20 protein-coding genes are annotated in these 22,165 nt (G+C 70.4%); 7 read left to right on the forward strand and 13 right to left on the reverse strand.

Annotated elements, in window-relative coordinates:
* Positions 1-3 precede the first annotated feature (3 nt).
* Positions 4-1,107, forward strand: coding sequence for a polysaccharide deacetylase family protein (locus ASD43_RS16300; protein WP_056420914.1), 1,104 nt, complete (start codon positions 4-6; stop codon positions 1,105-1,107).
* 24 nt (positions 1,108-1,131) lie between these two features.
* On the opposite strand, the gene ASD43_RS16305 is transcribed toward ASD43_RS16300, so the two are convergent.
* The 8 genes from ASD43_RS16305 to ASD43_RS16340 all read right to left on the reverse strand — a co-directional run bounded on the left by ASD43_RS16305 (position 1,132) and on the right by ASD43_RS16340 (position 8,845).
* Positions 1,132-1,881, reverse strand: a complete 750-nt coding sequence (locus ASD43_RS16305; RefSeq protein ID WP_056420916.1) for an alpha/beta hydrolase — start codon at positions 1,879-1,881, stop codon at positions 1,132-1,134.
* 9 nt (positions 1,882-1,890) lie between these two features.
* Positions 1,891-3,177 (reverse strand): flavin-containing monooxygenase, encoded by a 1,287-nt coding sequence (locus ASD43_RS16310; RefSeq protein ID WP_056420919.1) that lies wholly within the window; start codon positions 3,175-3,177, stop codon positions 1,891-1,893.
* A gap of 120 nt (positions 3,178-3,297) precedes the next feature.
* On the reverse strand, positions 3,298-4,455 hold the full coding sequence (locus ASD43_RS16315) for a mannitol-1-phosphate 5-dehydrogenase (RefSeq protein ID WP_056420922.1): 1,158 nt from the start codon (positions 4,453-4,455) through the stop codon (positions 3,298-3,300).
* Positions 4,452-4,883 (reverse strand): PTS sugar transporter subunit IIA, encoded by a 432-nt coding sequence (locus tag ASD43_RS16320; RefSeq protein ID WP_056420925.1) that lies wholly within the window; start codon positions 4,881-4,883, stop codon positions 4,452-4,454. The genes ASD43_RS16315 and ASD43_RS16320 overlap by 4 nt, the downstream gene beginning before the upstream one ends.
* Before the next feature lie 65 nt (positions 4,884-4,948).
* Positions 4,949-6,577, reverse strand: a complete 1,629-nt coding sequence (locus tag ASD43_RS16325) for a PTS mannitol transporter subunit IICB (RefSeq protein ID WP_056420928.1) — start codon at positions 6,575-6,577, stop codon at positions 4,949-4,951.
* On the reverse strand, positions 6,574-8,262 hold the full coding sequence (gene ptsP / locus ASD43_RS16330) for a phosphoenolpyruvate--protein phosphotransferase (protein ID WP_056420931.1): 1,689 nt from the start codon (positions 8,260-8,262) through the stop codon (positions 6,574-6,576). The genes ASD43_RS16325 and ptsP overlap by 4 nt, the downstream gene beginning before the upstream one ends.
* Entirely contained in the window at positions 8,259-8,537 is a 279-nt protein-coding gene (locus tag ASD43_RS16335; RefSeq protein ID WP_056420933.1) for an HPr family phosphocarrier protein, read from the reverse strand. Before ASD43_RS16335 ends, ptsP begins: the two co-directional genes overlap by 4 nt.
* Positions 8,534-8,845 (reverse strand): PTS sugar transporter subunit IIB, encoded by a 312-nt coding sequence (locus tag ASD43_RS16340; RefSeq protein WP_056420935.1) that lies wholly within the window; start codon positions 8,843-8,845, stop codon positions 8,534-8,536. Before ASD43_RS16340 ends, ASD43_RS16335 begins: the two co-directional genes overlap by 4 nt.
* A 166-nt stretch (positions 8,846-9,011) precedes the next feature.
* On the opposite strand from ASD43_RS16340, the gene ASD43_RS16345 reads away from it, so the two are divergent.
* A complete protein-coding gene (locus ASD43_RS16345; protein ID WP_056420938.1) occupies positions 9,012-10,934 on the forward strand; it encodes a BglG family transcription antiterminator in 1,923 nt (640 codons plus the stop codon).
* A 35-nt stretch (positions 10,935-10,969) separates the two neighbouring features.
* Here the strand turns inward: ASD43_RS16345 and ASD43_RS16350 are convergent, their stop codons facing one another.
* The 3 genes from ASD43_RS16350 to ASD43_RS16360 are packed head-to-tail and all read right to left on the reverse strand — an operon-like array spanning position 10,970 to position 13,741.
* Complete coding sequence (locus ASD43_RS16350) at positions 10,970-11,233, reverse strand: HPr family phosphocarrier protein (protein ID WP_056420941.1); 264 nt, start codon at positions 11,231-11,233, stop codon at positions 10,970-10,972.
* A 7-nt stretch (positions 11,234-11,240) separates the two neighbouring features.
* A complete protein-coding gene (locus tag ASD43_RS16355; RefSeq protein ID WP_056420943.1) occupies positions 11,241-12,911 on the reverse strand; it encodes a phospho-sugar mutase in 1,671 nt (556 codons plus the stop codon).
* The gene (locus ASD43_RS16360) at positions 12,908-13,741 is read right to left on the reverse strand and encodes a purine-nucleoside phosphorylase (protein WP_045253507.1); all 834 of its coding nucleotides are present in this window, start codon (positions 13,739-13,741) and stop codon (positions 12,908-12,910) included. Before ASD43_RS16360 ends, ASD43_RS16355 begins: the two co-directional genes overlap by 4 nt.
* A gap of 48 nt (positions 13,742-13,789) precedes the next feature.
* Between ASD43_RS16360 and ASD43_RS16365 the strand changes: the two genes are divergently transcribed.
* Positions 13,790-15,244, forward strand: coding sequence for an NAD(P)H-quinone dehydrogenase (locus ASD43_RS16365; RefSeq protein WP_188042459.1), 1,455 nt, complete (start codon positions 13,790-13,792; stop codon positions 15,242-15,244).
* Between the two features lie 74 nt (positions 15,245-15,318).
* Here the strand turns inward: ASD43_RS16365 and ASD43_RS16370 are convergent, their stop codons facing one another.
* Positions 15,319-17,085: an acetyl/propionyl/methylcrotonyl-CoA carboxylase subunit alpha gene (locus ASD43_RS16370; protein WP_056420945.1), complete on the reverse strand. Its 1,767-nt coding sequence runs from the start codon at positions 17,083-17,085 to the stop codon at positions 15,319-15,321.
* A gap of 78 nt (positions 17,086-17,163) precedes the next feature.
* Positions 17,164-17,802, reverse strand: a complete 639-nt coding sequence (locus ASD43_RS16375; protein ID WP_056421186.1) for a Maf family protein — start codon at positions 17,800-17,802, stop codon at positions 17,164-17,166.
* Between the two features lie 23 nt (positions 17,803-17,825).
* On the opposite strand from ASD43_RS16375, the gene ASD43_RS16380 reads away from it, so the two are divergent.
* From ASD43_RS16380 to ASD43_RS16395, 4 genes are read left to right on the forward strand one after another with little or no spacing between them, the layout of a single operon-like run.
* Positions 17,826-19,055: a class I SAM-dependent RNA methyltransferase gene (locus tag ASD43_RS16380; RefSeq protein ID WP_056420947.1), complete on the forward strand. Its 1,230-nt coding sequence runs from the start codon at positions 17,826-17,828 to the stop codon at positions 19,053-19,055.
* Between the two features lie 36 nt (positions 19,056-19,091).
* Positions 19,092-19,754: a response regulator transcription factor gene (locus ASD43_RS16385; protein WP_056420950.1), complete on the forward strand. Its 663-nt coding sequence runs from the start codon at positions 19,092-19,094 to the stop codon at positions 19,752-19,754.
* Positions 19,744-20,976 carry an ATP-binding protein gene (locus tag ASD43_RS16390; RefSeq protein WP_056420954.1) on the forward strand — a complete coding sequence of 411 codons (1,233 nt, stop codon included), beginning with the start codon at positions 19,744-19,746 and terminating at the stop codon, positions 20,974-20,976. Before ASD43_RS16385 ends, ASD43_RS16390 begins: the two co-directional genes overlap by 11 nt.
* Positions 20,973-21,983, forward strand: coding sequence for a hypothetical protein (locus ASD43_RS16395; RefSeq protein ID WP_056421188.1), 1,011 nt, complete (start codon positions 20,973-20,975; stop codon positions 21,981-21,983). The genes ASD43_RS16390 and ASD43_RS16395 overlap by 4 nt, the downstream gene beginning before the upstream one ends.
* Positions 21,984-22,165: the final 182 nt, after the last annotated feature.

Consider the following 22,165-nt stretch of genomic DNA (forward strand, 5'->3'; position numbering starts at 1 on the left):
GTCATGGTTTCCGGGGGGAAACGACGCCGTGCAGGCCTCGTCATCATCATCAGTGCCGTCGTCGTCCTCGCCGGGGGAGCCGCCCTGGCGTACGCCTTGGTCACGCGCACGCCGGCGGAGGTCATTCCGCGCACGAGCACCGCGACCATCGAACGCTCTCTGACGCCCGCACAGCGGCTCCTCGCGGATGCGGACGACCCGCTGGCGTGCGCGGTGAGCTTCGTGGGCGACGGCGCACCGCAGGACCCGATGCTCCAGCATCAGGACGCCCTGTACGTCGGTCTTCCGATCCCCGCCCAGGACGGCCGCGTGTTCGCGGGCTGGTACGCGACCGAGGCCGATGCCACGGCGATGACGGTCGCCGCCCGGGTGAACGGCGCCGACCCGGTCGTCTGCGTCGATCAGCAGGTAGCCCTGTTCGCCGCGTGGACCACGCCGGAGGCCAACGCGGCCGCCGACGTGCAGGTGTCGATCCTGATGTACCACCAGTTCACGACGAACCCCGACGGAGAGTCCGGATGGCTGCGGGGCAACTACGCGTACATCGGCGACTTCGACGCGCAGATGAACCACATCGCGAGCACCGGCTTCTACCTCCCGACGTGGGATGAGCTCAGCGCGTTCATCGACGGTCGGCTCTCACTGCCCGCGCGTTCCGTGATCATCACGGATGACGACGCGGACCAGACGTGGTTCGACCTGGCGGTGCCGGTGATCGATCGGTACGGGCTCCTCTCGACCTCGTTCATGATCACCGCGGATCGTCAGGATCCTCCGCCCTCGGAGTACGTCCTCCGGCGATCGCACACGCATGACATGCACAAGGCGGGCGACAACGGCAAGGGACGGATGGTGAACTGGACCGCCGAGCAGATCGCCGCAGACCTCAACGCCTCCGCCGACGTGCTCGGAGTACGCGAGGTCATCGCCTACCCCTACGGTCACTACAACGACACGGCGAAGCAGGGCGTCACGATGGCCGGCTACGAGATGGCGCGCACGATCGAGCCGGGATACGTCGAGATCGGCACGGACAAGCTGGCACTCCCCGTCGTCCGCATCGACTACGGCATGGGTCTCGACTCGCTGATCAAGCGGATCGGCTGACCGCCGTCCACCCTTGGCAGCCGGTCAGCGCGGGGCGAGCTCCGCCATGAAGGAGCCGAGGATCTCGGCGACCAGCGCGTGCATCTCGTCGCTCGTGATCTTCGGCTCTCCGTCGCCGGACTGCGGGCCGTAGTCGCCGAACGATGCGTGCGACGCTCCGTCGATCGCGACCATCTTGGCGTCGGCCGGCAGCAGGTCGCGGGCCGCATCGACCTTCGCGGGCGTGGACAGCCCGTCTGCGGTGCCCGAGAGGCTCAGCACCGCGAGATCGGAGTCGGAGACGTCGTTCGCGCAGTAGGAGCCGAACAGCACGAGTGCCTCGGCATCGGCGGCCAGCTGGCAGGCGCGGACGCCACCCAGCGAATGACCGCCGACGGCCCAGTCGTCGATGTCGGGGGCGGCGGAGGTGAACGCGTCGAGTCCGCGGAGGTCGAAGAACGCGAGGTTGAGCCATGGGCGCGTGATCACGACCGTGACGCCCTCTTCGGCGAGGCTCTGCAGGATCGGGGCGTACGCCCACGGATCCACCTTCGCTCCGGGCACGAAGACCAGGCCGCGGTCGGAGGCGCCGTCGGCCGGGGTGAGGACGATCCCCTGCTCGGCATCCTCCACCTGGATCGCGGGGTTCTCCCTGACGCTCGCCAGCGGTGCCCGCTCCGCCGGCATCACCCCGATCTGGCTCCAGGCGACGGTGCCGCCGATTCCGAGGACGAGGACGGCGACGAGTCCCCAGACGATCACCTTCAGGACGCGACGGCCACGCTTCTTCTGCACGTCTCCAGACTACGGCTCGATCGCGAGCCGCTCCCGGCGTACGGCCGTGCGGTACGCGTCCTTGTTGACGTAGTACGCCATGCGGTCCAGCCCGAGGTAGCGGTAGCCGCCGGTGAGGTCCGGCCACGGTGCGGTCCTCACACGGGCCCGGAACCGCGCGGCGGCGCCGGGGTCACGCTCGGCGGCATGGAGGTAGGCGGCCAGGAGGTCGGCCTGTTCGTAGCGCCCCTGCCAGCCGATGCCGGACGCCTCGATCATGCCCATCACGTACAGACCGTTGAACGAGGACGGGAAGATGTTCAGGAACAGACGAGGGGCTGCGCCCTGCCACGACAGGTGCGCGCGGTCGACGAACGGGTAGTCCAGCCGGTATCCGGTCGCGAGCAGCACGAGGTCGTAGTCGTCGGCGGACCCGTCACGGAACCGCACGGTCGCCCCGTCGAATCGGTCGACGTCGGGACGGATGCGCAGATCGCCCTGCCCGAGATGGTTGAGGATCATCGTGTTGACGATCGGATGGGATTCGTAGATCCGATAGTCCGGCCGGGGGAAGCCGAAGCGCACGGGGTCGCCGGTGAACGCGCGGAGCACCCGACTGTCGACCGCCTGCTTGATGCGAGCCGGCAGCGGCCTGCCCTGGTTGAGGGTGTCGCTGGGGCGTCCGAACAGGTATCGCGGCACGAAGTAGTAGCCGCGGCGCACGCTCATGTCCACGGACGCCGCTCGGTGCACCGCGTCGACGGCGATGTCGCACCCGGAATTGCCCGCGCCGATCAGCAGCACGCGTCGTCCCTCGAGCTGGTCGGCGGATCGATAGTCGCTGGTGTGCATCAGCTCACCGGTGAACGCGCCGGCGAAGGCGGGGATGCTCGGCGTCGCCAGGGTGCCGTTCGCGAGCACGACTCCCGCGTACCGCCGCGTCCGTGTGCCCTCCGCGTCCACACTCGTGAGGTCCCAACCGCCGTCGCGCGGCTCGAGGCGGGTGACGGTCGTGTCGAAGCGGAACAGATCGACGAGGTCGAAGCGGTCCGCGTACTCCTCGAAGTACTCCTTCAGCACACGGTGACCGGGGTAGTCCGCCGAGGACCGCATGGGGAACTCGGCGAACTCCGTCGTCGTCCTCGACGAGATGAGATGAGCCGACTCGTACATCGTGCTGCGGGGGTTGTCGATGTCCCAGAGCCCGCCGACGCCGTGCGAGGCCTCGTAGCCGTCGACGGCGACACCCCGACGCGTCAGCGCCCGCGCGGCGGCCAGTCCCGACGGACCCGCGCCGATGATGGCGTACCTGCTCATGCTGCTCCTCACACGGCACCGTGCTGACACGGCATCCTGCTCACACGACACCGTGCTCGCGCGACTGCGCCCCCTGCCGATCGTAACGGCAGGGGGCGCAGGGGCGACAGGGCGCAGGACTCAGGCGCGCAGCGCCGTCTGCCGCGACACGACCGCATCGTGGATCGCCGGGAAGAGCGGATGCTCGGGCGCGAGCCCCGTGGTGCGGGTGGTGAACGCCGCGGCGTCCTCCGTGCGCAGAAGCTGCTGCAGCTCCACGGCCTGCTCGTCGTCCGACTCGTCGAACTCGAGGGCGGCGGTGACCGCGCCGACGAGCGCCGTCGTCGACAGCCCGCGCTCTGCGGCCATGGCCGCGGGGCCGATGAATCGCTCGTTGCGCGAGATCTTGCGCAACGGCTGACGTCCCACGCGCTGCACCGTGTCGACGAGTGCAGGGTTGCGGAAGCGCTCGAGGATCGTCGCGCGGTAGTCGGCGAGGTCGGCAGGATCGAGACCGTGCTGTGCGACGAGCACCGCCGACGTCTCCTCCAGGGCGGCGGAGACCCGAGCCGCGATCTCGGCGTCGTCGAGCGCATCCGAGATGCGCTCGATCCCGGCACGGGCGCCGAAGTACGCCGTGGCGGCGTGCCCGGTGTTCACCGTGAACAGCTTGCGCTCGATGTAGGGCGCCAGGTCGTCGACGAAATGCGCGCCGGGGATCGTCGGCAGAGCGCCGTCGAAGGCCCCGGTCTCGATCGCCCACTCGAAGTACGGTTCGACGGTCACGTCGACACCGCCGTCCGCGGGCTGTCCCGGCACGATGCGGTCCACCGCGGTGTTGGCGAACACGGCGCGCGAGAGCAGGTCGCCGGCATCCGCGCCCGCCGCCTTCTCGACCTCCGCGCGCAGGGTGTCGGTCGCGCCGATCGCGTTCTCGCACGCCATGACCTGCAGCGGGGCGGCGTCGGGGGAGCGGCGGCGCAGCCCCTCGACGATCGTCGGCGCCACGAACCGCAGCACGGTCGGACCCACGGCCGTCGTGACCACGTCGGCCGTGGCGACCTCGTCGGCCACGGCATCCGGATCGGTCTTGCTGTTCACGGCGCGGAAGCCGGTGACGGCGTGGTCGACGCCTCCCGGGCCGGCCTCGTGCACCGTGTACGAATCGACCGCGTTGATCGCGTCGACCAGGGCGTCGGCGACGTCGGAGAAGACGACCTCGTAGCCGCCCTCGTGCAGCAGCAGCCCGACGAAGCCGCGCCCGATGTTGCCGGCGCCGAAGTGGACCGCCTTCTTCACTCGTTCACCGCCGAGAGCAGGGCGTAGAGCTCCTCCGGGGTCTGTGCGGCGTTGAGCTTCGCGACGTCATCCTCGTCGGAGAAGAGGATCGCGATCTGCGAGAGGATCTCGAGGTGCTCGTCGCCGCGGCCCGCGATGCCCACGACGAACGTGGCGGGCTCGCCGTCCCAGTCCACGCCGCCGTCGTAGCGGACCACCGAGAGCGCGGAGCCGAGGATGGCATCCTTCGCGTCGTTCGTGCCGTGCGGGATCGCCAGGCCGTTGCCCATGAAGGTCGACACCGTCTGCTCGCGCTGGCGCATGGCGTCGACGTACGCGGGGGTGACGGCGCCGGCGGCCACGAGGATGTCGGTGGCCTCCTGCAGGGCGGCGTCCTGCGTGCTGGAGCCTGCGTGGATGCGGACCTGGTCGAGGGTGAGAACGCTCATGGTGATTCCTTCTTCCTGAATGTGGAGGAGGGGCGGATGCCGAGGCACCCGCCCCTCCCGGTCTGTCACGCCTCGGTGCCGCGCTGCTCGCGCACCATCTCGACGACTTCTTCATACTTCGGGGAGTTCATGAAGTTGTCGACCGACACGTGGATCGAATTCGGCGACTGCGCCTTCGCGCGATCCGTCAGCTGCTGCTGCGTGATCACGAGGTCGGCCGTGCCGTCGAGGTTCGCGATGGCCTGGTTGGTGACGGTGACGCCGTCGACCCCCGCCTTCTTGAACCTGTTGCGCAGCACGCTCGCGCCCATCGCCGACGAGCCCATGCCGGCATCGCAGGCGAACACGACGTTCTCGATGCGGCGGTCGGTCGCGACCGCTGCACCCGCGCCGGCACCCGCGGCCGCGCCGGAGGAGGCGCGGAGCGCGTCCATCGCAGCCGACGACTTGCCCTTGTTGGCCTCGGTCTGTGCGATCGCGGCGCCGAAGGTGTCACCCTCGGCGGCCAGGTCGCTCTTGCGAGAGGCTCTCAGGATCACACCGGTGATGAGGAACGTCACCGCGGCCGCGACCACCACCGACAGGTACACGACGAGGAGGTTGCCCACGCCGCTGCCGATGGCCGCTGCCGTCACGGCGATGATGCTGCCGGGTGCGGCCGGGAAGGCCAGGCCTCCGCCGAGGATCATGTTCGTCGTGACACCGGCCGCTCCACCCGCGATCAGCGCGAGGATCGTCGTCGGCTTGCTGAGCGCGTAGGGGAAGTAGATCTCGTGGATTCCACCGAAGAACTGGATGATCGCCGCTCCCGGTGCCGACGCCTTCGCCGCACCGACCCCGAAGAACGTGAAGGCCAGGAGCAGTCCGAGGCCGGGGCCGGGGTTCGCCTCGATGAGGAAGAGGATCGACTTGCCGTTCTCCGCAGCCTGCTCGATGCCGAGCGGTGTGAACACGCCGTGGTTGATCGCGTTGTTGAGGAACAGAACCTTGGCGGGCTCCACGATGATCGACACGATCGGCAGAAGGCTGAGCGACACGAGCCAGTCGACAGCGGCGCCGAGCACGGCGCTGATGCCGAGCATCGCCGGACCGAAGGCGAAGAAGCCCAGGATCGCGAGGATCATTCCGAGGATGCCGGCAGAGAAGTTGTTCACCAGCATCTCGAACCCGGGGCGGATCTTGCCGTCCCACAGTCGGTCCATCTGCTTCGTGATCCATGCGGCCAGCGGGCCCATGATCATCGCTCCGAGGAACATGGGGATGTTCGTGCCGACGATGACTCCCATCGTCGCGATCGTGGCCACGACGCCACCGCGCTCGCCGTAGACCATGCGGCCGGCGGTGTTGGCGATGAGCAGCGGGAGCAGGTACGTGACCATGGGTCCGACGAGGCCCACGTAGGCGAAGATGTTGCCGCCGTCGCCTTCGGCGAGTGCCGTCATGGCACCCTGCCAGCCGATGACCGCGGAATCTCCGCCGCCGCCGATGATCTCGGCGACCGGAGCCCAGTGCCATCCCGGGAAGGGCGTCTCCGCCCCGAAGAAGCCTTTCGGGATGAACAGCATGGTGATGAATCCCCACGCGATGAACGCGGCGATGTTGGGCATGATCATTCCGGACAGGAACGTGCCGAAGCGCTGCACGCCCGTTCGGAGGCCGCCTGCCTTCGTGGCGGCCGGTGACGTCGTCGTCATGATGTCGTCTCTTTCTGCTGGTGAGGGGGAAGGGGTGCTGTGGCGTCGGCCACGGCGAGGCGGGCTCCGGCGGCGTCGTCTGCCGCCAGTGCCAGTTCGGCGAGGTTGCGGGCCTCATCGAGGGTTCGGGTGGAGAGCATCTGGCGCACGTCCGCGAGTGCGGAGGGCGCCATCGAGAGGGTCGTCGCGCCGAGGCCGACGAGCACGACCGCGAGCATCGGATCTGCGGCGGCTTCGCCGCAGATGCCGACGGGTTTGCCGAGGCGGGCACCGGCGGCGCCGACCTCGCGCACGAGGCGGAGGACCGCAGGATGCCAGGGATCCTGGAACCCTGCCACCGAGCCGAGCATCCGGTCCGCGGCCATCGTGTACTGGGTGAGGTCGTTGGTGCCGATCGAGGCGAAGTCCGCGTGGGCGAGCACCCGATCCGCCAGCAGCGCCGCCGCCGGGACCTCCACCATGACGCCCGCCGTCTTCAGCCCGTATTCGCGGGCGAGGGAGGTGAAGTACTCGGTCTCCTCGACGGTCGCGACCATCGGCGCCATGACCCACAGGTCGGCCTCGGTCGCCGCATCCGCCTCGGCGAGCGCCGTCAGCTGCTCGCGCAGGATGTCCTCGCTCGCCCGCAGCGCGCGCAGACCGCGGAGCCCGAGAGCGGGGTTCTCCTCGTGCGCGTCGTTGAGGAACGCCAGGGGCTTGTCGGCGCCGGCATCGAGCATCCGCACGACGACCTTCTTGCCGGGGAAGGCCGCGAGCAGCTCCCGGTAGGACTCGCGCTGCTGCTCGACGGTCGGCGCCTGGGCCGACGAGAGGAACAGGAACTCGGTGCGGAACAGCCCGACGCCCTCAGCCCCGCGTTCGACGGCATCGGCTGCGTCTGCAGGTTTCCCCAGATTCGCCAGCAGCGGGATCAGCGTGCCGTCGGCGAGGGCGCCGGGAGTCAGTGGTGCGTCGTCCGCCGAGCGTCGAGCGGCCGCACGCTGGTCGGCGCGGTCCTTCTCCTCGTCGGTCGGATCCACGGTCACGATCCCTGCCGCCGCGTCGACGATCACGGAGGTGCCCGTGCCGAGGTCCACGGCCGCAGATGCGCCGACGATCGCGACGATGCCCTTCTCCCTGGCCAGGATCGCGGTGTGCGAGGTGGGGCCGCCGTCGAAGGTGACGAGGGCGAGCACCTGATCGAGGTCGAGGAGCGCCGTGTCCGCGGGCGCGAGGTCCCTCGCGACGAGGACGAACGGATGACCCGGATCCGGCACGCCGGGAGCGTCCTCGCCCCGGAGCCGGGCGAGAACGCGCTGGGCGATGTCGTCGAGGTCGGCGGCGCGCTCGCCGAGGTAGCCGCCGACGGCCTCCAGCGTCGCGCGGAAGCCGGCGAACGCGTCGTGCACGGCCCACTCGGCGGTGGCGCCGTCGTCGATCCTGGCGTCGACCTCGTCCTGCAGCGTCGGGTCCTCGGCGATCATCGCCTGGGCCTCGAGCACCTCCTGGGCCGAGCCGCCCGCGGACTCGCCGCGAGCCGTGAGCTCCGCCGCGACCGCGGTGACCGCCTCACGCGCGCGGGTGCGCTCGACGTCAGCCCCCTGCGTGCTCGGAGTGTTCTCGGGTGCGGGCGAAGCCTCGGTCATGCGCACGACGACGCCCTGGGCGACGCCCAGCCCGATGCCGACGCCGCGCACTTCGCTCATGCGCTCTCCTGGTCGTGGTCGGTGGTGAGCAGTTCGGTCAGGGTGTCGAGAACGCCCTCCGCGCCGTCGCCGTCCGCCGACAGAGTGACGTAGTCGCCGTGCTCCACCGCGAGCGCGATGACACCGAGGATGCTGGCGGCGTTGACCGGCTTGCCGGAGTCCTTCGCGATGGTCACCGGGATACCCGACTCCTTCGCAGCCTGTGCGAACAGCTTTGCGGGGCGGGCGTGGAGTCCGTGGGAGGAGCCGATCCGAACGGTGCGGGAGACGGTCATGATGTTCCTTTCGAGGTGGTGTCGGCGAGGATCGAGCGCGCGAGTGCCAGCGTGCGGGTGCCGTCGCGGTCGGTGAAGACGTCCTCCGGGAGCACGACGACACGGGTGCGCGCCACGTCACGGATGGCGTCGAGGCGATCGGCGAGGTGAGGGCCCACGAGGACGAGGTCGTGCACGCCTCCGGCGACGGAGTGCTCCATGCCGGCAGACGCGTCCCAATCGAGACCGGCGTCCGACGCCGCTCTGCGGAGCCGCTGCGCGACGAACGTGCTCGACGCGCCAGCGCCGCACACCACGAGGATCCTCATCGATGCTCACCCTTCCTGAGAACAGTCTGGGAACCGGAAGCCCCCTCTCGCCAACAGCATCCTTTCCGCCCCTGCGGAACGTGGGTTCCGGAGCGGGGTGCTCCGCTTACTGACATCATGGGAATCACGTCAGGACAGTGCAGTCGGCACGGAGGAGGGGAGGATCATGTCGCGTCAGCGTCAGGACCAGCTCCTCTCGACCCTCCTCCGCCAGGGCGACTGGGCGACGGCCGCGAGCCTCGCCGATCAGCTCGGGGTGACCCCGCGCAGCATCCGCTCGTATGTGGCCGCCGTGAACGCCCGGACCGGTGATGCGGACGCCGTGGAGTCCGGACCCGCGGGGTATCGGGCTGGTGTCGGTGCGCGTCGCGCACTGCGCACGCGGCAGAGCGGCGAGTCGGCCCCCAGAGACCGACTGCACGGGCTGGTCCGCACGCTCCTCGACGTTCCGACCGGCGTCGACGTGTTCGAGGCGGCGACCGAGCTGCACGTCAGCGAGGCGACCCTCGAGGCGGATCTCGCGCGGGTGCGCGGCCTGCTGGAGGGGACGGAGCTGACCCTGGAGCGCGACCGCGAGATCGTGCGGCTGCGCGGCACCGAAGCGGCGCAGCGGCGGCTGCTCAGCCGCCTCGCCCACGACGAGATGGACGCCGCCTCCTTCCACCCCGAGACCTTCCGGCGCGCGCTCGAGGGCGGCGCGGTCGCGGCGGGGTCGGTCGCGCCCTTCAAATCCGCGCTGGTGCGCGAGCTCGGTCAGCTCGGCTACTACGTCAACGAACTCGCGATCTCCGACGTACTGCTGCACATCGCGATCGCCGCCGAGCGGGTCGCCGCGGGACATGCCCTGGAGGCCGGTCCCACGGGGGCGCGCGAGGAGATCCCCCGGGTGGGCGCCGTGATCGCCCGTCTGGCTCGCGAGCACTTCTCGGTCACGCTGGGCGACGGCGACAGCAGTCACCTCGCCTCGCTCGTGCTCACGCGCATCGTCGCACCGGGGGAGGATGCCGCGGGCGACGTGGCACGCAGCGGTGTCGACCCCGCGGTCGAGAGCGCCGTCAGAGCCGAGATCGCCCGTGCCGCCGAGGACTTCCAGGTCGATCTGGTGGATGAGACCTTCGTGCTCCGTCTGGCGCTGCACGTGCAGAACCTGATGCGGCGTGCCGAAGAGCGGGCGCTGACCCGCAACCCGCTCACCCGCTCGCTGAAGACCTCGTATCCGATGATCTTCGAGGTGGCCGTCTCGATCGCCAGCGGGCTGCACGATCGCCTGGGCACGCCGATCCACGACGACGAGATCGCCTACGTCGCCATGCACGTGGGAGGACGCCTCGAGCGCAGCCGCAAGGCGGAGTCGATCCTCACGGCGACGATCGTCTGCCCCGGATACTACGAGCTCCACGAACTGCTGCGATCGAGCGTCGACCGGTCGCTGGGCTCGGCGATCGAGGTCACCAGCGTCATCACGAACGTCGATCCCGACTGGACGTCCTTCGACACCGACCTGGTGCTCAGCACCATCGAGCCCGGCGCGGTCGGCGATCGGTTCGTGCGCATCCAGCCCTTCCTCACCGACTCCGATGTGGATCGCATCCAGCAGGCCGCGGCCAGGGTGCGACGGGGGCGACGGCTGACCCGGCTGCGCGCCGAGCTCGCCCGCTACTTCGATGCCGACGCCTTCGTCTACCCGCTCCCCGACGAGGGCGAGGAGGCGATCATCCGACGACTCGGAGGGCTGCTCGTCACGGCCGGGCTGATCGGCGAGGACTATGTCGAGAACACGATCGTGCGCGAGCGCATGTCGTCGACCGCGTTCACCGACGCGCTCGCCGTCCCGCACGCGCTGCAGATGACGGCGACGAGGACGGCGATCGCCATCGGCGTGGCGGACGGATCCGCCGCGTGGGGCGGAGGACGGGTGCAGGTGGTCGCGCTCGCCGCCTTCAGCGAGACGGATCGTGCCGCATTCCAGACGGTCTTCGAGCAGCTCGTCGAGGTGTTCAGCGAGCGCGACAGCGTGCAGCGCATCCTCCGCCGGGGCACGAGCTTCGAGACGTTCCTCGACGAGCTCGTCGCCGTCATCGACGGCTGACGGTCAGCGGTCGCCGGCCGTCCGCCCCCGTGTCGTCAGCCGCGGGGGTCGAGGACCGCGGCGAGGGTGTCGAGGACGGAGGCGGCGCCGGCCGACTCCGCGGTCTCGAGCACCACGGCGTCGCCGGGCGCGAGCGCGAGATCCATCAGCGCGAGGACGCTGCTGAGATCCACGACCGCGCCCGACGACGTGCGCAGGGTGACGGCATGCGGATGCGCCTGCACGAGCCGCACGAGCTCGGCGACGGGGCGGGCATGCACCCCGTTGTGCGCGGTGATGACGACGTGTCTTCTCGGCATCCGCGGCCTAGGAGCGTTCTTCCAGGAGCGACCGCACGGCGGCCTCGAGTCCGCGCACGGTCTCGGCCGCGCCCGCAGCCGAGTCGGCCTTCGCGTCGATGTAGACCTTGAGCTTGGGCTCGGTGCCGCTGGGGCGGACGATGATCCGGGAGCCGTCGTCGAGCCGATAGCGCAGGACGTCGCCCGAGGGCTGCCCCTGCGCCGCGTGCAGCAGGTCCTGCGCCTCGGCGACGCCGAGAGTGCCGAAGCGCGCGGGGGGCAGGGTGCGCAGTGAGAGCATCACGTCGCCGATGATCGAGAGGTCCTCGACGCGCACCGACACCTGTCCGCTCGCGTAGTGGCCGTAGGTGTCGCCGAGCTCGGTGAGCAGCTCGGAGAGCGACCCTCCGCGGGCGTGCGCCTCGGCCGCGAGACCGAGGATCGCGACCGCAGCCGAGATGCCGTCCTTGTCACGCACCGTCTCGGGGTTGACCAGGTACCCGAGCGCCTCCTCGAAGCCGAAGGCGATCCCCGGCGCACGCGAGATCCATTTGAATCCTGTGAGGGTCTCGTGGAAGTCCAGTCCGTGATGAGCGGCGACGGCGCCCAGACCGGGGGAGGAGACCAGCGAGCAGGCCAGTGACGCCCCCGGTGTGCCCGCGGCGACCCGCGCCGCCCGCGCGCCGAGCAGCAGGCCGACCTCGTTGCCGGTGAGGCGGCGCCAGCCGCTCTCCGAGGAGGCATCGGGGATCGCCACGGCGAGGCGGTCGGCATCCGGGTCGTTCGCCAGGATGAAGTCCGCCTGCACCCGCCGGGCGCGTGCGAAGGCGAGGTCCATCGCACCGGGTTCCTCCGGATTGGGGAACGACACCGTGCGGAAGGTCGCGTCTGGCTTCGACTGCTCCCCGACGACCATGGGCTGCGGATACCCCGTAGCAGCCACGATCTTCGACAGCGTCTCCCAGCCCACCCCGTGCAGCGCCGTGTACACCCAGCGCAGATCCGAAGCGCCTGCGGGGGCCGGCGCCACCGCGGCGGTCGCGGCGATGTACGCGTCGACGACATCCTCGCCCGCCGTCTCGTACGCCCGCGAGCGCGGGAGCGTGGAGATGTCGCCGTCGTCGGCGATCCGCTGGATGTGCGCGGCGATCTCCGAGTCGGCGGGGGCGACGATCTGCGACCCCTGATCCGCTCCGCCGAGGTACACCTTGTAGCCGTTGTCGTTCGGCGGGTTGTGCGAGGCGGTCACCATGACACCGGCATCCGCGCCGAGGTGCCGCACCGCGAAGGCGAGCACCGGGGTCGGCAGGAGCCGGGGGAGGAGGATCGCGCGGAGTCCCGCTCCGGCGAACAGCTCGGCCGAGTCCGTCGCGAAGACCCGCGAGTTGCGACGGCCGTCGTAGCCCACGACGACCGTGGGGGTGCCCTCACCGGCGCGCTCGCGCAGGAATGCGGCGAAACCGGCGGCGGCCTGCGCCACCAGCACCCGGTTCATGCGGTTGCTTCCGGCCCCGAGAGCTCCGCGCAGTCCCGCGGTGCCGAAGGCCAGACGGGTGCCGAAGCGATCGTCGAGGTCGGCGACGGCGGTCTCCTCGCCGCCGGCGGCGCGGGTGATCACCGCGGCGAGCTCGTCACGGGTCTCCGCGTCGGGGTCCTGCCGCATCCACGCGCGAGCCTGCGCGAGACGTGCCTCGCTCACAGCGCCTCGACCACGCGGGCGAGCAGCGCCGAGATCACGGGCTCCGCCTCGCGGCCGGCCTCGATCACCTCGGCGTGGCTGAGCGGGGTCTTCTGGATGCCGGCGGCGAGGTTCGTGATGAGCGAGAAGCCCAGGATCTCCATCCCGGCCTCCCGCGCGGCGATGGCCTCGAGAGCCGTCGACATGCCGACGATGTGTCCGCCCATGTGCTTGGCCATCTGGACCTCGGCCGGCGTCTCATAGTGCGGTCCGCGGAACTGCGTGTAGACGCCCTCGTCGAGCGAGGGATCGACGCTGCGCGCGATGTCGCGCAGACGGGTGGCGTAGAGATCGGTGAGGTCGATGAACGTGGCACCCTCGAGCGGCGAATCGGCCGTGAGGTTGATGTGGTCGCTGATCAGCACGGGCTGGCCCGGGGTCCAGGTCTCGCGCACGCCGCCGGCGCCGTTGGTGAGCACCATGATCTTTGCGCCCGTGGCCGCGGCCGTGCGCACCGAGTGCACGACACGACGGACGCCGTGGTTCTCGTAGTAGTGGGTGCGGGCGCCGATGACGAGCACGTTCTTGCCGTCGGGGGTGCGGATGCTGCGGAGAGTGCCGACATGGCCCTCGAGGGCGGGCTTGGAGAAGCCGGTGACCTCGGTCGCCGGGATGGTCGCTGTGGTCTCGCCGATGATGTCGGCGGCCTTGCCCCAGCCGCTGCCGAGAGTCAGAGCGATGTCGTGCTTCTCGACTCCGGTCAGGCGCGCGATGTCTGCGGCTGCGGCTGCGGCGACCTCGAACGGGTTCGCATTCGGGTCGTCGAGGGGGTTGCTGTGTGTTTCGGACATGGATCCACTCTAGGAAGGTGCAGGCTCGGGGGCCAGGATTGCGGAAGAATGGAGACCATGTCTTCCACCCCTTTTGAGCGCACTCAGCGCGTCGCCGTCCTCGGTGGCGGTCCCGGCGGTTATGAAGCGGCCCTGGCGGCCGCTCAGCTCGGAGCCGAGGTGACCCTGGTCGAGCGCGTGGGCGTCGGAGGCGCGGCCGTGCTCACCGACGTCGTGCCGTCGAAGAGCCTGATCGCCACCGCGGATGCCGCCGTGGCGATCTCGGAGGCCTCGGATCTCGGCGTGCAGTTCTACGCCAAGGGGGAGCACGGCAAGCCGCTCAAGCCCGAGATCGCGATCAACCTGGCCGCCGTCAACAAGCGCCTCATCGCACTCGCCGGTCAGCAGTCCGAGGACATGCGCACGACACTCCTCGACGCCGGTGTGCGGATCCTCTCCGGCCACGGCCGCCTCGAGGGGCCGAATGCGATCGTCGTCTCGACCGGCCAGGACGGCACCGACTTCGACCGCATCGAAGCCGACACCATCATCGTCGCCGTCGGGGCCTCGCCCCGTGAGCTCGACTCCGCGAAGCCCGACGGCACACGCATCCTCACCTGGACGCAGCTGTACGACATGAAGGCGCTGCCCGAGCACCTCATCGTCGTCGGCTCCGGTGTGACCGGTGCCGAGTTCGCCTCGGCGTACATGAACCTCGGCGCGAAGGTGACCCTCGTCTCCAGCCGCGACCAGGTGCTGCCGGGTGAGGACCAGGATGCCGCGCACGTGCTCGAGAAGGTGTTCACACGTGGCGGCATGACGGTGCTCTCCAAGGCTCGTGCCGAGAAGGTCGAGGTCACGAAGGACGGCGTCATCGCCACCCTCTCCGACGGGCGCACGGTCGAGGGCAGCCACTGCCTGATGGCCGTGGGCTCCATCCCGAACACGGCGGGCATCGGGCTCGAAGAGGCGGGCGTCGAGCTCACCGAGCAGGGCAACATCCGCGTCAACCGTGTCGCGCGCACCTCCGTGCCCAACGTCTACGCGGTCGGCGACTGTACGAACTTCTTCCCGCTGGCCTCCGTCGCGTCGATGCAGGGCCGCACGGCCGTGTTCCACGCGCTGGGCGACATCGTCATCCCGTTGGAGCTGATCAAGATCACCTCGAACATCTTCACGGCGCCCGAGATCGCGACGGTGGGCTACTCCCAGAAGGACGTGGAGGAGGGCGTCGCAGACGGGCTCGTCTACAAGCTGCCGCTGGCGGCGAACCCGCGCGCCAAGATGATGGGCATCAAGGACGGCTTCGTGAAGCTGATCGCCCGCAAGGGATCCGGCACCGTGATCGGCGGCGTGATCGTGGCGCCCAAGGCCTCCGAGCTGATCTATCCGATCGCCGTCGCGGTCGAGCGCCGTCTGACCGTCGATCAGGTGTCCCGCGTGTTCGCGGCATACCCGTCGCTGTCGAGCAGCATCACCGACGCGAGTCGTGCCATGCACCTCGTCAACGCGAAGATCACCTGACCTCTGCGACATCCGCAGCGTGCGAGAAGAGGCGCCCCACATCAGCGGGGCGCCTCTTCTCTTCGACGACGTGGTCAGCTGATGGTGAGCAGCTGGTGGCCGGCCGAGACGGTCGCTCCGGCGACCGCGCCGATGTTGCCGATCGTCCCGTCCTTGTGCGCCTGCAGCGGCTGCTCCATCTTCATGGCCTCGAGGACGACGACGAGATCGCCCTTGACGACCTGCTGCCCCTCCTCGACGGCCACCTTGACGACGGTGGCCTGCATGGGCGACTTGACGGCATCGCCGGAGGCCCCGGCGCTCACCGAGGTCGAGTGGTTGCGGCGCGACGGCGGCACGGCCGCCGGGCGACCGGAGGTCCCTGCGGCGACGGCGACGCGGTCGGGGAGGCTGACCTCGAGACGCTTTCCTGCGACCTCGACGACCACCGTGTGGCGGGTCTCCGAGGGGGACGGCGTCTCCAGCTCGCCGTCCCAGGCGGGGATGTCGTTCTCGAACTCCGTCTCGATCCAGCGGGTGAAGACCCCGAACTCACCGTTCTCCGCCGTGAAGGCGGCGTCGCGGACGACCTTGCGGTGGAAGGGCAGGACAGTGGGGAGACCGGCGACCTCGAACTCGTCGAGAGCGCGACGCGAGCGCTCGAGCGCCTCGGCGCGGTCCTTGCCCGTGACGATGATCTTCGCGAGCAGGGAGTCGAACGCGCCCGACACGGAATCACCGGCGGTGACGCCGGAGTCGAGCCGGATGCCGGGGCCGCCGAACGTCTTGAACACGTGGATGGGGCCGGGCTGCGGCAGGAAGCCGCGACCGGGGTCCTCGCCGTTGATGCGGAACTCGATGGAGTGACCGGTGGGGGCGGGGTCGTCGTAGTCGATGGTGCCGCCCGCGGCGATGCGGAACTGCTCGCGCACCAGGTCGATGCCGGTGACCTCTTCGGACACCGGGTGCTCGACCTGGAGGCGGGTGTTGACCTCGAGGAACGACACGGTGCCGTCGGCGCCGATGAGGAACTCGCAGGTTCCCGCACCCACGTAGCCGACCTCCTTGAGGATCGCCTTGGAGGCGGAGTACAGCTGCGCGTTCTGCTCGTCGGTGAGGAACGGCGCGGGCGCCTCCTCGACGAGCTTCTGGTGCCGGCGCTGCAGCGAGCAGTCGCGGGTGGAGATGACGACGACGTTGCCCTCGGCATCCGCCAGGCACTGCGTCTCGACATGGCGCGGCTTGTCGAGGTACTTCTCGACGAAGCACTCGCCGCGTCCGAAGGCGCTGACCGCCTCGCGGGTGGCCGACTCGAACAGCTCGGCGACCTCGTCGAGCTCGCGCGCGACCTTCAGGCCGCGGCCGCCGCCGCCGTAGGCCGCCTTGATCGCGATCGGGAGACCGAACTCGCGGGCGAAGGCGATGACCTCGTCGGCGCCCGAGACCGGACCCGGGGTTCCGGGGGCGAGCGGCGCTCCCACCTTCTCGGCCACGTGGCGGGCGGTGACCTTGTCACCCAGCGCCTCGATGGCCTCGGGGGACGGGCCGATCCAGGTCATCCCCGCACCGATCACGGCACGGGCGAACTCCGCGTTCTCCGCGAGGAAGCCGTAGCCGGGGTGCACGGCGTCAGCGCCGGCACGACGGGCGACCGAGAGGATCTTCTCGATCTGCAGGTAGGTCTCGGCGCTGGTGGACCCGCCGAGGGCGTAGGCCTCGTCGGCGAGACGGGTGTGCAGAGCGTCGCGGTCCTGGTCGGCGTATACGGCGACGGAGGCGATCCCGGAGTCACGAGCGGCACGGATGATTCGGACGGCGATCTCGCCGCGGTTGGCGATGAGCACCTTGGCGATATCAGGCATGGTTGCCAGCCTAGCGAGAAGGTTCTCGATCCATTTGACGACTCTCCACAAGAAAGACGCGAAAACGTCGAGCGGACTCTACGACCAGAGGTCCGTCCAGCGGACACCGAGGTCGGTGGAGAGCCGTCGCACCGTCGACAGCGACATCCCGACGACGGTCGAGGGATCACCCTCGACGCGGGTGATGAAGGCCCCGCCGAGACTGTCCACGGTGAAGGCGCCCGCGACGAGCAGCGGCTCCCCGGAGGCGACGTACGCGGCGATCTCGGCATCGGTGACGTCCTCGGCGAATGTCACCGCGGCTTCGGCGGTCGCCGTCGCCTCGACCGGCTCCGCCCCGGGGGAGACGCGGTAGACGGAGTGGCCGGAGTGCAGGATGCCGGTGGCGCCGCGCATCTCCCGCCACCGTCGTGTCGCCTCCTCCGCCGTATACGGCTTGCCGTACACGCGGCCGTCGAGGGCGAACATCGAGTCGCCCCCGATCACGATGCCGTCGAACTCGCCGTCGGCCGCGAGCCGGTGCGCCACGTCCGCGGCCTTGGCCCTGGCGAGCAGGAGCACGAGGTCGGCGGGAGGGAGATCCGCGCCTCTCTCCGCCGCCGCGGCGGCGGCCACGGCATCCTCATCGACGTCGGGTGACTGGGTCAGCGGCTCGATCCCGGCCTGTCGCAGCAGCATCAGACGGGCGGGGGAGGTGGAGGCGAGGCAGACGCGCATGTCCACCACCGTATCCTCGAAGGATGACTTCCTCCCCAGCCCTGCTCGATCTGGACATCACCGGCATCGCGCACGGCGGCACGTTCATCGCCCGCCACGACGGACGCGTCGTCTTCGTCTCCGACGCGATTCCGGGTGAGCGGGTGCGCGCCCGACTCACCGCCGACTCCACCGACGAGTCGAAGAGCTTCTGGCGGGCGGAGACGGTGGAGGTCCTCGAGGCCTCGCCGCACCGTCGCCCCCACATCTGGGCGGAGGCCGACGTGTCGAGGGCGCCGGAGGACCGACCGGGTGGCGCCGACCTCGGTCACATCGATCTGGCCCACCAGCGCACCCTGAAGCGCCAGGTGCTGACCGAGGCGCTCGACCGGTTCGCCGGCCCCGGACTCGAGGCCCCCGAGATCGAGGCGGTCGACTCGACCGACGGCACCGGATGGCGCACCAGGGTCACCCTGCACGTCGACGACGAGGGCCGGGTCGGGCCCTATGCCGCGCGCAGCCACCGGGTGATCCCTGTCGGCTCGCACCCCCTCGCGCGCCCGGCGATCGCGAAGGCGGCTCTGCGTCTCGAAGGCGGGGAGGCGGGCAGCGTCGATCTGGTCGAACCCGGCGACGGCACGGTCCGCGTCATCCGTCGCGAGCGGCTCGACGAGCGCCCGGCACGCGGGCAGGGTCGTCGGCCCGCGCCGGAGGTCGTGTACGAGCAGGTGGGCGACCGCCGGTTCCAGCTCGACGCCGGCGGGTTCTGGCAGGTGCACCCGCGCGCGGCGTCGGTGCTCGACGGTGCCGTCTACGGGATCCTCGACGGACACGTCGACCCCGAGGCGTCGCACCTCGACCTCTACGGCGGGGTAGGGCTGTTCGCCGCATCCCTCGCCGACCTCGGTGCCACCGACACCGTGACGGTCGAGTCGAGCAAGAGGGCGACCGCCCACGCGCAGCAGAACCTCGCGGGGATGGGCGTGAGGGCGGTGACCGCGCGAGTCGACCGCTACCTGGCCGGCCTGGCCGCGGGAACCCGCACCGGTGCCGTCGTGCTCGACCCGCCCCGGGCGGGAGCCGGGCGCGCGGTCGTCGACGCGCTGCATGCCCTCGCGCCGGACGCGATCGCGTACGTCGCCTGCGATCCCGTCGCACTGGCCCGCGACCTCGGGACCTTCCGTCAGCACGGATGGAACGTCGGCACGCTGCGAGGCTTCGACCTCTTCCCCCACTCGCACCACTTCGAGGTCGTCGCGCTGCTCACCCGGTGACCGGGCCGCTGCCGTCGCACTCAGTAGGCTGGGGGGATGAGCAGGGTCGCACTGATCGACGATCACGAGTCCGTCCGCCTCGGTCTGGAGGCGGCATGCGCCCGTGACGGCGCGCAGACGGTGGTCTTCTCCGGGAGCACCGTCGTGTCGTATCTCGACTGGCGTTCCGCGACATCCGCGCCCTCGGCCGACGTGGTCGTCCTCGATCTCACGCTCGGCGACGGCACGACGGTGACCGAGAACGTCAGAGCCCTCGTCGACGACGGAGCGAGCGTCGTCATCCACAGCGTCGCCGACCGACCGGCCGCGGTGCGCGAGGCGCTCGCCGCGGGGGCCGCAGGCGTGGTCAGCAAGTCCTCGGCTCTGGATGACGTGCTCGACGCGATCCGGACCGTGGCCGACGGCGAGCCGCTCAACAATGTGGAGTGGGCCAGCGCCGTCGACGGGGACCGCGACTTCGCCGACGCGCAACTGTCGGCCAGGGAACGCGATGTGCTGCGCCTGTACGCCGCCGGTCTGCCGCTGAAGGCCGTCGCCGAACGCCTCGGCGTCGCCTATTCGACGGCCAAGGAGAACATCACGCGGATCCGGGTGAAGTACGTCGAGGTCGGCCGACCGGCCCCCACGAAGGTCGATCTCCTGCGCCGCGCCATGGAGGACGGGATCGTCGCCGCAGACGGGACCCCGAGTGCCCACTGACCCGCTCAGCATCCGCGAGGCCTGGTCCACGATCCCCTCGCCGGGGAGCGTGGAGACCGAGTTCGAGCGGTTCACCGGCAAGCGCATGGAGCGCATCCTCGCGACCGTGGTGGCGCTCGGCTCCGGTGTCCTCGGCACGCAGGCGCTGATCGCCGGGATCGCCACGACGGCCTGGTCGGATGCCGCGCGGGTCGCGATCCTGCTGGTGGTCTTCATCCCGCTGCTGGCGATGCTGATCGCGTGCGTCGCCGGGCGCGGGGTGCGCGTCGCGGCGGGGATCTTCGCGATCCTCTACGTCCTCGCGCTGGGAGCCTGGCCGATCTTCGTCGATCCGGCGGGCAGAGCGGCGGATCAGCCGTGGATCTTCTTCCTCGTCAACGTCGGAGTCGTCGCGGCCGTTCTCGCCTTCCCGCTGTGGCTGCAACTGTCGTGGGCGGTGGCGCTGCCCTTCGTCTACGGCTACGTCCGGCTCGTCGAGGGCGACTTCTCGCGCGAGTACTGGGTGACGACGGCTTTCGACGTGTCGTTCACCCTGATCCTCGGCATCGTCATCATCGCGTTGGGGTGGATGTTCCGTTCGGTCGCGGCGGGCGTCGACGACGCTCGCACCCGGGCCGTGGCCTCGTACGCCGGCGCCGCCGCCGCGGCGGCCGCCGAGGAGGAGCGTGCCGCGATGTCCGCCCTCATGCACGACAGCGTCCTCGCCGCGCTCATCGCCGCGGAGCGCGCCGACGGCGAGCGGGCTCGGGACCTCGCAGTGGGGATGGCGCGCGAAGCGCTCACCCGTCTCGCCAACACCGAGGCCGCGGTCGCGGAAGAGGGGAGCGACGAACCGGTCGGCGCGGCGCAGATCGTGGTGGAGCTGCGCCGCGCGCTCTCCGAGCTCGGTGCAGATGCGATCGTCGAGGAGCGAGGCGGGATCGGACTCATTCCCGGGCGCGCGGCCCGTGCGCTCGTGCTCGCTGCGCGTCAGGCTCTCGGCAACGCGGTCGCGCATGCGCAGGGCAGAGGACTGCACATCATCGCCGAGGGGCGCGGGGAGGAGGGGATCAGTGTGACGATCTCCGACTCGGGGCCGGGCTTCGACCTGCGGGAGGTCGGGGAGGATCGGCTCGGCATCAGCGCGTCGATCCTCGCGCGCATGGCCGGAGTCGCCGGGACCGCCGACATCGAATCGAGCGAGTGCGGCACGACGGTCACGCTGGGGTGGGAGCGCCGATGACGTGGACGGTGCGCAGTGTCGCGACCTCGCTCGCGGTGGGATTCGCGATGTACTTCGCGGCGCGCGGCGTGTGGTGGATCGAGCAGCCCACGGCCCCCCTGCTCATGGTGGCGGCCATCGGTCTGTACCTCGTGGTCGTGAACGTCGCGATCCTCTGGGATTCCGCCGTCTCGGTACGGATGCCGATCTGGGCAGCGCTGCTCGCACTGATCTCGAGCGCACTCATCCCCGTGCTCGTGACGTTCTCGCTCGACCCGCTGACGCTCACCGCCCCGTTCGCCACCTGGTACATCGGCGCTCTCGGAGTGCTGGGCGTCGTCTGCATCGTGCGCCGACGGTTCGTGATCGGGTGGCTCGTCGTCCTCATCCTCCTCGCGTCGTCGTCGGCGTTCCTCGGCCCCTTCGTCGCGCTGTCCCTCGGCGTCGTCGGGTCGTTCATGTGGGTCGCGGTCGCGCACCTGCTCGTCATGTTCTGGGATCGCGCCGTGCGGGACGCGGAGCGGCTCGCCGGGATCCAGCAGGCGGTCTCGGCGTGGCACGCCACACAGCAGGTCAGGCAGAAGGAGCGGCGGCTGCGGACGCAGTTCGCGTTGGCCGTCGCGGGGCCCGTGCTGACCCGTGCGGTGGCGACGGGCGGTGTTCTCGATGACGAGGAACGGCTCCGTGCCCGCCTCGCGGAAGGGCGCCTCCGAGACGAGCTGCGGGGTGCGGATCTGCTGAACGACGCGGTGCGGGATGCGATCGAGGATGCCCGGCGACGCGGCGCGGTCGTCACGGTGTTCGACGAGGGCGGACTGGACGACGTCGATGAGGATCGACGCGCGGCGATCCGCGATGAACTGGCGCGGGTGCTCCGCGCAGCGGATGCCGAGCGCTGGATCATCCGCGCAGCGAGGGACGAGCGGACGGCGGTCACGGTGGTGGGCCGAGCCGGGTCGCGCGGAGCGGGCGATGACGACGCGGTAGACGTATGGCACGAGATCGCTCGCGAGGCCGCGGCGGAGTGACGCACTCTTCATCCCTCGGCTCCGGCCGGGGGAGGGAGCCGGAGACGAGGTTGGATGGAGTGGGCGAGGGGCGGCGATCACGCCAGCCCCTCGCCATGCGGACAGTTACCCGAAAACCGTCCGCTGGTGGCTGATCTGCGTCTGTCTACCCTGTGACAGAGACACCAGCCGAACGCGAAGCG

This window comes from Microbacterium sp. Root553 (assembly GCF_001426995.1).
Lineage (GTDB): Bacteria > Actinomycetota > Actinomycetes > Actinomycetales > Microbacteriaceae > Microbacterium.